The following is a 13483-nucleotide window of genomic DNA, read 5'->3' as shown; positions in this document are numbered from 1 at the left end:
CTCACCGCTTGGCGGCGACAAGGGAATACATTACGCCGAACCACCCACCCCCGCAAACCACACCCACCCCCGGGCGTGTCGCACCCCGACACCACACCCATACCGGCACACACCACACCCACACCGGCACACGCCACGCCCGCCAGTGCACCGCACGCACACCAGTGCACCGCACACACACCGATGCACGCCACGCCCGCCAGTGCACCGCACGCACACCAGTGCACCGCACACACACCGGTGCACCGCACGCACACCGGTGCACCGCACGCACACCGGTGCACCGCACACACGCAGCGCCGTGCACCAGGCGCACCGCCATGCACCAGGCGCACCACCGAGCACCCCGCGCACCGCCACGCACCACGCGCACCGCTGGGCACGCCGCGCACCGGACGCCGCCCGTACCGCCACGCACCGGCGGGTGCCTGTAACGCGGTGCTCCGGCCGTCGTGTCCCACGATGCGACGCGTGCTTGCTTGATGCGTGACCCTCCGCTGCACGGCACGCACACCCGTGCACGGCACGCACACCAGTGCACCGCGCACACGTACCGCCATGCACCACACGCACCGGAAGAGCACCGGACGCCCCACACCGGAAGCCGCTCGTGCCGCCGAGCTCCAGCCGTCGTGTCCCCAGGATCCTCCGCCTGCGCGCCGGACGCGTGAGCCTTCCAGTGCACCGCACGCCCTCCGATGCAGCCCACGCACGCCGGCGCACCGCACGCTCGCCGGCGCACCGCACGCACGCCGATGCACCGCACACACGCACCGCCATGCACCCCACGCACCGGAGGGCAGCGCCGGCATCGCGGCGCATGACGGGCACCTGCACGTGCCCCGCCCCGTCCGTCCGCCGGGTACGAGAAAGGCCCCGTCCGATGGACGGGGCCTTCCGCACTGTCTCAACACAGTGTGGACCCAGGGGGATTCGAACCCCCGACCTCTTCATTGCGAACGAAGCGCGCTACCAACTGCGCCATGGGCCCTTGCAACCCGAGATACGTTACCAGACCTCGCGTCGCCGTCCGAATCGGCAGGTCACCCGGCGCGTCGGTACGCCTCGAGCCAGGCCCGCGCGATGAGCGCCGCGCCGGCGGGCGTCGGGTGGACGCCGTCTGCGGCGAGCGCCGCCGGTCCGACGTGCGCTGCCTCCGCCGAGAGGATGGCGTGCAACGGGACGAATGCGGCACCCGCCTCCCCCGCGAGCCGCGCGACGACGTCGCGCTTGGCGTCGAGGTCTCCCCGCCACTCCTCCTGCTCCGCGCGCACGGGCAGCAGGAAGGGCTCGACGAGCACGAGCCGCGCGCTGCGCGCCGCGTCCGACGACAGCAGTCGCCGGTACGTCGCCTCGAAGTCCTCCGCGGAGGTTGCATCTCCCCGGTCGAAGCGCCGCCACGTGTCATTGACGCCCACGTAGACCGAGAGCACCGCGGGCTCGAGGGCGTCGACGTCGTCCGTCCAGCGCGCCTCCAGGTCGACCGCGCGGTCGCCCGAGATCCCCACGTTCACGACCTCGGCCTCTCCCGCGAGCGCGTCGGCGATGAGCGCGGCGTACCCCGTGCCCAGCGAGCCCCGGTCCGAGCGGTCGCGCCCGGCGTCGGTGATCGAGTCGCCGATGAGGACGATGCGCGGCAGCGGGGTCATGGTTCTCCTTCGAACAGGCGGGATGGCCCCACCCTAGGTGCCGCTCCCCCTCGCCCGTGCGAGAACGGACATCCTCGGTCAGCCGACCGCGCGACGCGCGAGCAGACGCCGGACGTGGTCCTCGATCTCGGTGTCGTCGATGTACCCCATGCCCGCGAACGCGGACGCAGCGGCACCGGCAGCGGCGGCGGGACGCGCCGTCGTGATCGGCACCGGCGCGCGGCGCGCAGCCTCTTCGCGGATCGCCTCCTCGCGCGCAGCCTGACGCAGCGCCTCGTGCGCGGCCGCACCGTCGAGCGCGACGGCGGCGCGCGAGCCCGCCACCGTCGTGAGCGGCGCGGGCAGGGTGCGCGGCTTCCATCCGCGGTCCTCGGGGTCCAGGAGCACGGGCACCTCGCGGCGCTCGCGCACCGGCGGGACGACGACGTGCGAAGGCTCGGCCGCGCGGACGACGCGACGACGCGCCCGTCGGGCGACCGTCGCCATCCGCTGCAGCGTGCGCACACCGACCGCGAGCGCCGCGATGCCGCCGGCGAGCAGCCATCCGCTGCCGCCCGACGCGAGCGCCCAGGTGCCGAGGCCGGTGGAGGCGAGCCCCGCGGCGACGACGAGCGTGGCGATGAGGCGGACAACACGGCGAGCCCGCGCCTGCCGCACGCGCACGACCTCCGGCGCGTTGCGGGCCGCCTCGATCTCCCTGCGACGGCGCTCCGCCTCCGCGACGAGCTCGCGTCGCCGGTTCTCGAGCGCGAGCTCCGTCTCCGCGCGCGTGCGGTCGACCTGCGCCTGCACCTCGAGGCGCTTGCGGTCGACCTCGAGCTTCTCGTACTCGGCCTGCAGGCGCGCGTCCTCGGCACGCAGGCGCTTCACGAGCCGCTGCTGCGCCCTGGCCTCGCGGGCGCTGAGCTCGAGCCGGATCTCGTCGGGCGTCTCGCTCGTCTCGGCGAGCACGCGGAGGGCCTGGTTCAGGCGCACGGCGTTGCGCTCGGCGGCGTCGTACCTCATCCGGCTCTGCCAGGTCGGCAGCAGGTAGACGATCCAGAGGAGCACGGCGACGGCGACGATCACGCCGCCGCCCAGCATCTGCCCGCCCATGGCTTCCACGGTAGGGGAACGCGACGCGCACGCCCGGATGCCCGCGAGCGTGTCGCGCGCAGGGTCATCCCGCCTCGTACCCCGCCGACCATCCGCGATCCGAGCGCGTGTACCGGATGCGCCGGCTCGCCGCGTCTGCCGCCCCCTCCCAGAATGCGAGCTCGGATGGCCGCAGCACGTACCCGGCCCACGTCGCCGGGGGCATCGGGTCGTCCTGCGCGGACGCCGACCACCTGCGCTGCCGCTCCGCCCGGGGCAGCGCCGCGAACGCGTCGTCGTTGAGCCGCGCGAGACGCCGGAGGTACGGCACGCGGCGCGCGAACGCGACGGACTCCTCCGCGGGGTCGGTCCGCTCGGCGCTCCCCCGGACGACGACCTGCCGCGCCTCCGCCTCCCAGCGCACGACGAGCACCGCCTCGGGATGCGCGGCGAGCTGCAGCGCCTTCCTGCTGCGAATGTCGGTGTGGAACGTCGGCCCCTCCGCGAGCAGTCCCGAGACGAGCACGGTGCGCGCGTCGGGCGCGCCGCACGCGTCGACGGTGGCGAGCACGGCGAGCGGTCGCGCCGGGTCGTCGTCGGCGGGCAGCCAGTCGCGCAGCAGCGCGAGGGGATCGGCCGGCGCGGTTCCGTCCTGCACGGGGCGGCCGATGCCGGCCGGCGGCACGTTGCCGGGAGCGCCGCTCATGCCGCGTGCCGGAAGCGGGAGATCTCGCCGAGCGCCTCGGCGACGAACGCCGTCCCCTCCTCCACGAGTCGCGCCCCGTACTCCGCCGTCGCCCCCGTCGCGTCGCCGATGACGCCGCTCGGGCCGAAGTCGTCGGACGTCCACCCGAAGCTGACGGGGAAGGCGTTGAACCCGATCGTGCGGAACCCAGCGATGTGGGAGGGCACGCTGCGCACGGCCGCCGCCATGTCGACGAGGTCGGGGCGCAGGGCGAGCATGACGCTCGTCTCCGAGTGCCCCGCGTGGATGCCCATCCCGAGCTCGTCCGGTCCCTCGCGTCCGTCTCCCGCGCGCTGGATGCCGGAACCCATGCTGAACGTGCGCAGCCCGAAGCGGCGCCGGATCTCGCGGTTCACGACCTGCAGGAGCGCCGTGTTGCCGCCGTGGCCGTTGACGAACACGAGCGTCTTCGCCGGCGTCGCGGCGACCGACCGGCCGAGGTCGACGAGGGTGTCCCACAGGGTCGACGCCTCCAGCCACAGGCTCCCGGGCGCCCAGTGGTGCTCGTCGCTCTTGCTCACCGCGAGCGGTGGCAGGAGCCACGCGTCGACGCCTGCCGCGACGGCGCGCTCGACCGCCGCCGACGCGATCGCCTCGGGGATGACGAGGTCGGTGCTCAGCGGCAGGTGCGGTCCGTGCTGCTCGATCGCGCCGACCGGCTGGACGATGATGGAGTCCTCCGAGAGCGCGGCCATGGCGCGCGGCTGGGGGAGGTCGGAGAGGAGTCTGGTCACGGAAGTCGGGGCCTTTCTGAGGCGGGGCGGATGGCGGGGGCCGGCAGGCCGATGGCGGTGCCGAGCCGGACGGAGCGCTCGTGCAGCGCGGCGGCGGCGTCGCCCGCGAGCGGATGCAGCGACCGGCCGTCGGCCGCGACGCGCACGCCGCCCGAGTACACGGCGGCGACGTTCTGCTGGCCGCATGCGAGCACGTAGTGCGCCGTCGCATCCCACACCGGCCCCGTGTCGGGGCGCGCAGGGTCGACGACGAGGAAGTCGGCGTGCTTGCCCACGTCGAGGCTGCCGACGCGCCCGGCGACGCCCATCGCCTCGGCGCCGCCGAGGGTGTGCAGCCGCAGGACGTCGCGGGCGCTCAGCACGGCGGCGTCGCGCGCGGCGGCGCGCTGCATGCCGAGACCCGTCCGCATGTTCTCGAACGGGTCGATGAGGTCGGTGCACGACTGGTCGTCGACGCCCATCCCCACGCTCATCCCGCGGGCGAGATAGGCGGGGATGTCGGCGATCCCCGATCCGAGGCGGCCGTTCGACATCGGCTGCCAGACCATGCCCGCTCCCGCATCGGCGAGCAGGTCGACGATCGCGTCGTCGGGATGGATGAAATGCCCTGCGAGGAATCCGGGGCGCAGGGCGCCCGCGTCCCGGTACCAGTCGAGCTTCGCTCGCTGCTGGTCGAGTGCCTCGGCCGTCTCGAGCAGGTGCGCCTGGTTGCCGATCCCGTGCCTGTCCATGGCCGAGACCTCGACTTCGGCCTGCACGGCGTGCTCCGCCCACTGCACGGCGCCGAAGACGGACGCACCGAGCGACAGGTCGTCTGGCACCTCCGAGCCGAGGTACGCGACCGCGGCGTCGAACGCGGCGTCGCTCTCGACCCGGTCGACGAGGATCGGATCGAGCCGCATCGCGTTCTGCATGCGGAGGCCGGCGTCGCGCGCCGCGGCGATCTGGCGGTGCGTGAACTCGCGGCCTCGGTGCGCGAGCAGAGTGCGGGAGTCGCTGCCGGGGTCGTATCGCGTCACGAACGGCGCCGACAGGAAGTTGTAGGCGCTCGTGACGCCCGCCCTCATCGCGTCGATCGCGCCGTGCAGCGTCGCCCAGTACACGTCGTCCTCGTCGGCGCCGGCCATGAAGTCGGTCTGCGCGGCGACCCACGGGTACAGCGTGCTGTCGGGCGTCATCCCGCGCATGCCCGCCGTGAAGAGATGGCTGTGCGCCGACACGAACCCGGGCGCGACGAGGCAGCCCGACACGTCGACGCGATCGCCCAGCACGACGGCCGGCTCGCCCTCGCCGAGGCCGGCGATGCGCCCGTCGGCGCCCACGGCCATCCAGCCGGCGAAGGGCTCGGCCGTGACCGGCAGGAGGAGCGCACCCGTCAGCGTGAAGGGGCGGATCATCGGATGGACCCCTTCACCGGCCCTGCGTAGTCGGCGTTGAGCTTGCCGGGGTTGAGCAGGCCGCCCGGGTCGGTGGTACGGGCGAGCTCGACCGTGCGGGCGAGCTCGAAGTCGACGTTCCACTGATGCGGATTGTGCACGCCGACGCCGATGGCCTCGAGCCGCGCGATGGCGGCCTCGACCTCCTCCGGGCCGCGGTAGGGCGCGGCGAGCATCCCGATCGGCACGGTGTGACCCGCCTCGATGTGCAGGCGGCCGTCGCCGATCGTTCCCTGCACCAGCTCGATGTCGTCGGCGAGGACGTCGCCGCCCACCTCGAGGTGGTAGTAGTACCCGGGCCGGGTCTTCTGCAGCCACTCGATCGGGTGGTTGTAGCTCAGGGTCGACAGCCGTGCCGAGGCCTGCGGGCCCGTGCGCACCTCCTCGACGCGGCCTCCGGCGGCGACGACGAGCTCCGTCGCGGCCGCCAGGGCGTCCGGCGCGAGGATGGCCCGCAGGCTCGCCCGCCCGACGGGGACGGCGGGGTCCTCCGGCAGCGCGGCGGAGATCTCCGGCGGGTCCGCCGAGACGAGTCGCGGCGAGGGATCGAGGCGTCCGATCTCGCGGATGACGCTCAGCGCTCCGCCGAAGGACGGGAAGGACGCGTACAGGGCACGCCAGTCGACGAGGGGGTCGAGCCGCACGGTGGCGCGCACGATGATGCCGGCCGTGCCGTAGTTGTGCACATAGCGCTGCGCCTCCGCGCCTTCCACGCGCCGGATGCCCGTCCCGTCGGCGTGGACGACATCGAGCGCGACGACGAAGCCCATGTGGTTGGCGCCGTGGGCGATCGTCCCCGTGCCGCCCGAGCCGCCGGCGAGGAAGCCCCCGATCGACGAGTTCATCGTCGAGGGGTACATCCACAGCTCCTGGCCCGTCGCCTGCGCCGCCTGCTCGAGGGCGAGCATCGTCGCGCCGGCCTCGGCCGTGATCCATCCGCCGCCCACCTCGACGATCGCGCGGGCCCGTGAGAGGTCGAGCACGAGTCCGCCCGCGTGCGGGATGGCCTGGCCGTAGTTGCCCGTGCCCTTGCCCCGCGGCGTCACGGGGACACCGAGCTCGACGGCCGCGGCGATCGCGGAGGCCGCCTGATCGGCGTCGGAGGGGTACGCGACGAGCTGAGCGACGCCGAGCGGCAGCAGCTCGCTCAGGACGGGCGACATGCGCGCGCCGTCGACGGAGGCGCGTTCGAGCATGCGGGCGTCGGCCGAGACGCCGCGGGGGCCGAGCAGCGCGGAGAGGCGCTCGTGCAGAGCGGAGATGAGGGCCGGTTCGGCCATGGCGGGTCCTTTCGGGAGGTGGTGCGGGGGCGCGCGCCCCCGCACCGGCGTCGTCAGAGGCCGATCGAGGTGTCGAGGAACTCGTTCGTGTAGATGTCCTCCGCCTGCAGGTCGGGATCGACGTCGGCCGCGATCTCGCGGAAGAGCTCGACGCCGATGCCGAAGAAGTCCTCGACCCGCTCGGGGTCGAAGTCGCCGATGTACGCGTTGTCGCCGTTCGACACGATGCCGTCGGCGATGAGCGTCTCGACGGCGTAGTCGGCCACGCCCTGCGAGTAGGTCCACCCGTTGTCGTACACGTCGACGAGCTCGAGGACGAGGTCGACCGCCTCGTCCGGCGCGGAGAAGAAGTCGACCTCGGCCTGCTGGAGGACGGGCACGAGCTCCTCGAGGCAGGGGGAGAGCTCGTCGAGGCGGTCGGCGCGCACCGACAGCGCCGAGCCGTAGATGTCCCATCCGGTCGATGCGATGAGCGCGTTCGCGACCGGCGCGCCCCACTCCGCGACCTCGTTCTCGTAGATGTACGGCTCGGCGGAGGCGAAGCCCTGCTGGGCCGAGACGCCGCCGTCGGCGACGAACGACGCCGGCGTGCCGTCGTAGCCGCCGTCGGTGATCCCCTCCGGGACGATCCCCGCGGCGATGAGGTACTCCATGTAGGCGGCACCGCCGAAGTAGCGCCACACGCCGCCGGACTCCTCGAGCGCGGCCACGAGGCTCGGGATGTCGTCGACGTCGGGATACGTCGCGGGATCCCACATGACCATCTGGGGGTTGACGTCGAGCTGCGCCATGACGCCGACGACGGGCGTCGTCGCGGAGCTCGAGATGGCGGCGTCGGAGTGCACGTACCCGAGCGTGATCGCGTCGTCCTGGTACATGAGCGACTGCACCGTGCTGTAGCCGACGGCAGGTCCGCCCGAGCGCACCTCGAGGTTCACGCCGGTGTACTCCCCCGAGGCGTAGAGGGGGCCCGCCACCGACTTCGCGTCGGCGTCGATCGTGTAGTCGTCGCCGAACATCTCGTACAGGTGGCCGTGCTCGGCCTCGGGGTTCCAGTCGGTCTGGACGACGACCGTCGCGGGGCAGACGCCCGAGAGGTCGACGGAGCCGATCTCGAGGTCGGCGGCGGCGTCGGCCGCCGGCTCCGTCCCGGGAGAGCAGGCGGCGAGCGCGAGCACCGAGACGCCGGCGAGGGCGGCCGCGGCGAGCGCGCGGCGGCGGATGGCTGTGGACATGTTCGCTCTTCTCTGGAGGGTGCGGGAGGGGGTCAGCCGGTGGCGTCGTCGTACCAGCGGCCGACGACGAGTCGGGAGAGGAGGCCGAAGCCGACGAAGATCGCGACGCCGAGGAGCGCGGCGACGACGACGGAGGCGTAGAGCTCTGGCGCGAGCAGGCGGGAGGTGTACGTGCTCATGAGCGATCCGAGGCCCGGTGCGCCGCGTCGGAAGAAGTAGTCGCCGACGATCGCGCCGACGATGGAGAGGCCGGCTGACGTGCGGAGGCCGACGAACATGGCCGGCAGCGCCGCCGGCAGCTGCAGCTTCCAGAGCGTCGTCCACCGGCCGGCGCGCTGCAGCTGGAAGAGCTCGCGCTGCGAGCGATCGGCCGACTGGAGGCCGAACAGCGTGTTCGACACGAGCGGGAAGAGCGAGATGAGCACGCAGACGATGACGCGCGCGGGCAGGCCGTAGCCGAACCAGAACCCGATGAGGGGCACGAGAGCGAGGATCGGGATGCACTGGAGGATGACGGCGTACGGGTAGAGGGAACGCTCCGCCCATTTCGCCTGCAGCATGACGACGGCCCATCCGACGCCGAGCACGATCGCGATCGAGAGCCCGATGAGCGCGACGAGCACGGTCTGTCCCAGCGCCTCCAGGATCTCGGGGAGCACGATCGGATCGAGCAGCCCCTCCGTGAAGATGCGATGTGGCGCGGGCAGGAGGAAGCTCTGGTCGCCGAGGAGGGCGCTGGCCGCCGTCCAGACGGCGAGGATGACGGCGAAAACGGCGAGCGGCGGCCACACCGCTCCCAGACGCGACGGAGCCCTCCTCGTCCGCGGAGCGGCCGTCGTGGGCGGCGCGATGGTCGTCTGCGCGGTCATGCGTGGGCCTCCTTGAGCGCGTGCGAGACGCGCCCCACGAGGGCGCCGAACTCGGGGGTGTAGCGGATGTCGGGGTCGCGGGGCATGTCGAAGGGCACGTCGACGACGTCGACGATGCGGCCGGGCCGACCCGACATGACGACGACCCTGGTCGAGAGGTAGACCGCCTCCGCGACCGAGTGCGTGATGAAGAGCCCGCCGAAGCCGCGCTCCGCGAACAGGCGCAGGAGCTCGTCGTTGAGACGCTGCCTCGTGATCTCGTCGAGAGCGCCGAACGGCTCGTCGAAGAGGAACAGGTCGGGGTCGAGGGTGAGCGAGCGCGCGAGCGAGGTCCGCATCCTCATCCCGCCGGACAGCTGCCGCGGCAGCGACGCCTCGAACCCCGTCAGGCCGACGAGCTCGATCGCCTCCCGGGCCGCGACGCGTCGCTCCGCGGCCGGCAGCCCGTTCAGCTCCGCGAGCAGCTCGACGTTGCTCTGCACCGTGCGCCACGGCAGGAGCGTCGCGTCCTGGAAGACGAATCCCACGCGCGAGGTGCGCGTCTCGCACTCCCCCGCGGTCTGGTGCTCGAGCCCCGCGGCGATGCGCAGCAGCGTCGACTTGCCGCATCCCGACGGCCCGACGACCGTGACGAACTCGCCGCGGCCGACGGTCAGGTCGACGTCCTCCAGGGCGGTCGTCCCGCTCGCGTACGTCATGCCGACGCCGCGGAAGTCGACGAGCGCCGTGCTCTCGAGCGTGTCGGTGGTCATGCGATCAGCTCCTTGCCGCTGGCCGCATCGACCCAGCGCGTCGTGGTGGTGCGGGCGACGACGCGCCCGTGGGAGAGGACGATCCGATCGGCGGGCGCTGTCGCGATCGCCTCGGGCAGGGTCGCCGCGCGGACGGCGAGCAGCGAGGCCTCGGCGCCGCGCACGGGCTCAGCGGGAGGGCGTCCGAGGACGGCGCGCGCCCCCGCGCTCACGGCGAGCCATGCCTCGTCGATCGCGAGGTGGCCGGCGACGACGAGCAGCATGGCGGTCTCGAAGGCGTCGGCGCGGCCGAGCGGGTTGAAGGGATCCCGCACGTTGTCGCCGCCCGCGGCCGTGCGCACGCCCGCCTCGCGCAGACGGTCGAGCGGGGCGATGCCGCGCGGCATGCCGACGGGGTCGTCCCAGCCCTGCAGCCACAGGTTCGTCATGGGGTTGGCGATGACGCCGATGCCCGCCTCCGCCACGGCCGCGGCCACGTCGTCGAACCGCGCCCTCGGCATCGTGGAGAGCCGCACGCAGTGGCCGGCCGAGCGCACGACGGCCCACTCGCGCGTGCGCGCCGCATAGGCGCCCAGGGTGGCTCCCCTGTGCAGGTCCTCGTCGATGTGGAGGTCGACCCCGACGCCGCGCTCCTCGGCGATGTCGAGCAGACGGTGGAGGTCGGCGAGCTCGTCGTCGGCGAGGTGCGGAGCCCCGCCGACGAGGTCGGCGCCCGCATCGAGCGCTGCGCGGACGCGGTCGTCCGAGGTGTCCGGGCCCGCGAGGGCGACGATCTCGATGTCGACGCGGCCGGCGAACCGGTCGCGCACCCGCGAGAGCGCCGCGACGGCGCGGACGGGGTCGCCGTCGGCCGGGACGTCGGCATGGGTGCGGATGGCCGTGGTGCCGTTCGCGAGGTACTCCTCCACGGCGCGCAGCGCGCGCTGCTCGATCTCGGCGCTGTCGATGACCGCGACGTATGCGCGCCACGCGGCGATCGCGGTGCGGAGATCGCCCGACGGCGGCCGGATGGCGTCCCACGACAGCGCCTTGTCGAGGTGCGCGTGCGGGTCGGCCGCCGCCCCCAGGAGGAGGTGGCCGCGCAGATCGAGCTCGTCGACGCCGACGGGGCCGGGACCGGCGGCGCGCACCGCGACGACGTGTCCGCCGGCGAGGTCGACGTCGACGATCCGGCCGTCGGCGAGCGTCGCGCCGCGGAGCGCGGAGGGTGTCGTCGTGTCCATGCTCTCCACCTGTGCGAGAATCCGAATGTTGATGTGATCAACATCTAGGACGGTACGGTTCGGACGTTTCACGGGTATGACGGACCGGTTTCGATCAGGACGGAGCGAGATGGACAGCGACGAGGCCGAGCGGCTGGGGGCGAGCATCCGCACGCGGAGGAAGCTCCTGGGCATGACGATCGTCCAGCTCGCCGAGAGCGCGCGGCTGTCGCACCCCTTCGTGAGCCAGCTGGAGCGCGGGCTCGCGCGGCCGAGCTTCGACTCGCTCGGACGCATCGCCCATGCGCTCGGCTCGAGCCAGATCGAGCTGCTGTCCGGCACGCCGCTCGACGTCGAGGCTCCCGGCGTGCAGCTCACCGGAGCCTCCCCTCAGGCCGGCACCTACGGACGCAACGAGGCGCGCATCCTCGTGCACGGCGATACGCCGTTCACCCCCATCGACGTGCGCGGCGCGCGCCCGGTCGAGGGCGATCACTACCGGCACGCGGAAGCGGAGTTCGCGACCGTGATCGTGGGCGAGGTCGATGTCGACCTCGGCCCCGAGGGCGTCATGACGCTCCGCACAGACGAGTCGCTCTACATCCCGGGAGGGGTTCCGCACCGCTGGGGCAGCCACGACGGCGCACCGTACCGCATGCTCGTCGTCAAGGAGCGCCTCGGCCGTCGCGCGCGCGGCCGCGAGGGGAGCGGGTCATGAGCTTCTTCAGCGACGTCGAGCGCGAGCTCGTGGTGCGCGGCCGGGCCGAGATCGCCGACGGCATCGTGGCGATCGACCTCGCGCCGTCGAACGGCCGCCCGCTGCCGCGGTGGACGCCCGGAAGCCACATCGATCTCGTCCTCGGCCCGGGGCTCGAACGGCCGTACTCGCTGTGCTCGGATCCGTCGGACACGACGATGTGGCGCGTCGCCGTGCTGCGCGACGACGCCGGCCGCGGCGGATCCCTCGCCGTGCACGCACTCGCCGAGGGCGAGGTCGTGCGCGCCAGGGGACCCCGCTCGACCTTCTCCTTCCCGGAGCACGCGCCCCGAGGGCGCGTCGTCTTCGTCGCCGGCGGGATCGGCATCACCCCCATCCTCCCGATGGTGCGCGCCGCCGCCGCCGTCGGCGTCGACTGGTCGCTCGACTACGCGGTGCGCACGCGGACGGCGCTGCCCTTCGCCGACGAGCTCCGGGGGCATGGCGACCGCGTACGCCTGCACGTCTCCGACGAGGGCGGGCGTCTCGATGTCGCCGCCCTGGTCGCGGACGCCGGCGCATCCCCCGTCTGGGCGTGCGGCCCCGCACGCCTGCTCGATGCCCTCGCCGCCGCCGCTGGCCCCGCGACGACGCTCCACGTCGAGCCGTTCGTCGCGGGCGAGCTCGCCGAGCCCGTGCGAGCCGAGCCGTTCGAGGTCGAGCTGCTCTCCACGGGAGAGGTGCTCGAGGTGCCGCCGGAGCGCTCCATCCTCGAGGTGCTGGAGGGGCACGGCGTCCTCACGGTGTCGTCGTGCCGGGAGGGGACGTGCGGTACGTGCGAGACGGTCGTCGTGGAGGGCGAGGTCGACCATCGCGACCGGGTGCTCACGCCCCACGAGCGCGAGACGAGCCCCGTCATGATGGTGTGCGTCTCCCGAGCGGCGTGCGACCGCCTCGTGCTCGACGTCTGACGGCGTCTCAGCGCCCGTCCGACGCGGGCTCAGCGCCCCACGCGCGCCGCCAGGGCGGAGACGATCTCGCGCTCCTCTGCGCGCACGAGGCGCCCATCCCGCACGACGATCTCGCCCGCGACGACGACATGGCGCGGACGCCGCCCCGGAGCCGCCCACAGCAGCCCCGCGACGGGATCGGCGACGCCCGCGTCGGCGACCCCGGAGACGTCCCAGACGCACAGATCCGCCGCGGCGCCCGCCGCGATGCGCCCGAGCTCCGGCCGGCCGAGGCCGTCGGCGCTTCCCGCCGTCGCCGCGGAGAGCACGTCCCTCGCCGCGAGCTGGGGGCCGACGAGCGCCGACACCTGCAGCGCGAGGCGTGCGTCGGCGAGGAGGTGGCCGGCGTCGTTGCTCCCTCCCCCGCTCGTCCCGAGCCCGACGCGGATCCCGGCGGCGCGCATGCGCGCGACCGGCGCGACGCCCCAGCCCATCGGGACGTCGCATCCCGGCGCGTGCGTCGCGGTGGTGCCCCGTTCGGCGAGCAGCCCGATCTCGTCTCCCGTGACGTCGCACAGGTGCGCGATCGTGACATCCGGCGCCAGCCATCCCCAGTCGTCGAGGAGATCGAGCGGGCGGCGCCCGTAGCGCTCGCGCGCGATGACGGTGTCGACCTGCTCGTTCGCCTGCGTGCGGCGACGCAGGCCGAATCGCGCCGCGACCTCGCCGAGCGCCTCGAACGTCTCCCGGCCGTCGCTGTGCACCCCGGCGGGACCGACGGCGACCTGGACGCGGCCGTTCGAGGTCGAGCTGCTCTCCACGGGAGAGGTGCTCGAGGTGCCGCCGGAGCGCTCCATCCT

General features: G+C 73.6%; 13 protein-coding genes and 1 tRNA gene. 2 read left to right on the top strand and 12 right to left on the bottom strand.

Annotated features, from left to right (window positions below):
• Positions 1 to 918: 918 nt before the first annotated feature.
• The 11 genes from ACWGPF_RS16820 to ACWGPF_RS16770 all read right to left on the bottom strand — a co-directional run bounded on the left by ACWGPF_RS16820 (position 919) and on the right by ACWGPF_RS16770 (position 10997).
• Positions 919 to 991 (bottom strand) — tRNA-Ala (locus ACWGPF_RS16820).
• Positions 992 to 1043: 52 nt separating this feature from the next.
• Positions 1044 to 1649, bottom strand: a complete 606-nt coding sequence (locus ACWGPF_RS16815; protein WP_452333881.1) for an SGNH/GDSL hydrolase family protein — start codon at positions 1647 to 1649, stop codon at positions 1044 to 1046.
• Positions 1650 to 1727: 78 nt separating this feature from the next.
• On the bottom strand, positions 1728 to 2744 hold the full coding sequence (locus tag ACWGPF_RS16810) for a large exoprotein (protein ID WP_452333880.1): 1017 nt from the start codon (positions 2742 to 2744) through the stop codon (positions 1728 to 1730).
• Positions 2745 to 2808: 64 nt separating this feature from the next.
• On the bottom strand, positions 2809 to 3429 hold the full coding sequence (locus ACWGPF_RS16805; protein WP_452333879.1) for a pyridoxamine 5'-phosphate oxidase family protein: 621 nt from the start codon (positions 3427 to 3429) through the stop codon (positions 2809 to 2811).
• Entirely contained in the window at positions 3426 to 4202 is a 777-nt protein-coding gene (locus tag ACWGPF_RS16800) for a creatininase family protein (protein WP_452333878.1), read from the bottom strand. The genes ACWGPF_RS16805 and ACWGPF_RS16800 overlap by 4 nt, the downstream gene beginning before the upstream one ends.
• Entirely contained in the window at positions 4199 to 5599 is a 1401-nt protein-coding gene (locus tag ACWGPF_RS16795; protein ID WP_452333877.1) for an amidohydrolase family protein, read from the bottom strand. Before ACWGPF_RS16795 ends, ACWGPF_RS16800 begins: the two co-directional genes overlap by 4 nt.
• Positions 5596 to 6918 carry an FAD-binding oxidoreductase gene (locus tag ACWGPF_RS16790; protein WP_452333876.1) on the bottom strand — a complete coding sequence of 441 codons (1323 nt, stop codon included), beginning with the start codon at positions 6916 to 6918 and terminating at the stop codon, positions 5596 to 5598. Before ACWGPF_RS16790 ends, ACWGPF_RS16795 begins: the two co-directional genes overlap by 4 nt.
• A 53-nt stretch (positions 6919 to 6971) precedes the next feature.
• A complete protein-coding gene (locus ACWGPF_RS16785) occupies positions 6972 to 8153 on the bottom strand; it encodes an ABC transporter substrate-binding protein (RefSeq protein ID WP_452333875.1) in 1182 nt (393 codons plus the stop codon).
• 32 nt (positions 8154 to 8185) lie between these two features.
• The gene (locus ACWGPF_RS16780) at positions 8186 to 9022 is read right to left on the bottom strand and encodes an ABC transporter permease (protein ID WP_345440819.1); all 837 of its coding nucleotides are present in this window, start codon (positions 9020 to 9022) and stop codon (positions 8186 to 8188) included.
• Positions 9019 to 9774, bottom strand: a complete 756-nt coding sequence (locus ACWGPF_RS16775) for an ABC transporter ATP-binding protein (RefSeq protein WP_452333874.1) — start codon at positions 9772 to 9774, stop codon at positions 9019 to 9021. The genes ACWGPF_RS16780 and ACWGPF_RS16775 overlap by 4 nt, the downstream gene beginning before the upstream one ends.
• On the bottom strand, positions 9771 to 10997 hold the full coding sequence (locus ACWGPF_RS16770) for an amidohydrolase family protein (protein WP_452333873.1): 1227 nt from the start codon (positions 10995 to 10997) through the stop codon (positions 9771 to 9773). Before ACWGPF_RS16770 ends, ACWGPF_RS16775 begins: the two co-directional genes overlap by 4 nt.
• A 109-nt stretch (positions 10998 to 11106) precedes the next feature.
• On the opposite strand from ACWGPF_RS16770, the gene ACWGPF_RS16765 reads away from it, so the two are divergent.
• On the top strand, positions 11107 to 11694 hold the full coding sequence (locus ACWGPF_RS16765) for a helix-turn-helix domain-containing protein (RefSeq protein WP_452333872.1): 588 nt from the start codon (positions 11107 to 11109) through the stop codon (positions 11692 to 11694).
• On the top strand, positions 11691 to 12644 hold the full coding sequence (locus ACWGPF_RS16760) for a PDR/VanB family oxidoreductase (protein ID WP_452333871.1): 954 nt from the start codon (positions 11691 to 11693) through the stop codon (positions 12642 to 12644). Before ACWGPF_RS16765 ends, ACWGPF_RS16760 begins: the two co-directional genes overlap by 4 nt.
• Before the next feature lie 29 nt (positions 12645 to 12673).
• Here the strand turns inward: ACWGPF_RS16760 and ACWGPF_RS16755 are convergent.
• Positions 12674 to 13483, bottom strand: an 810-nt coding sequence (locus ACWGPF_RS16755; protein ID WP_452333870.1) for an amidohydrolase family protein, incomplete at its 5' end; no start/stop codon positions are given.

The organism is Microbacterium sp. NPDC055683, assembly GCF_053617895.1.
The sequence above is the reverse complement of the archived record's forward strand: the minus strand, read 5'-3'. Positions and strand labels throughout refer to the sequence as shown.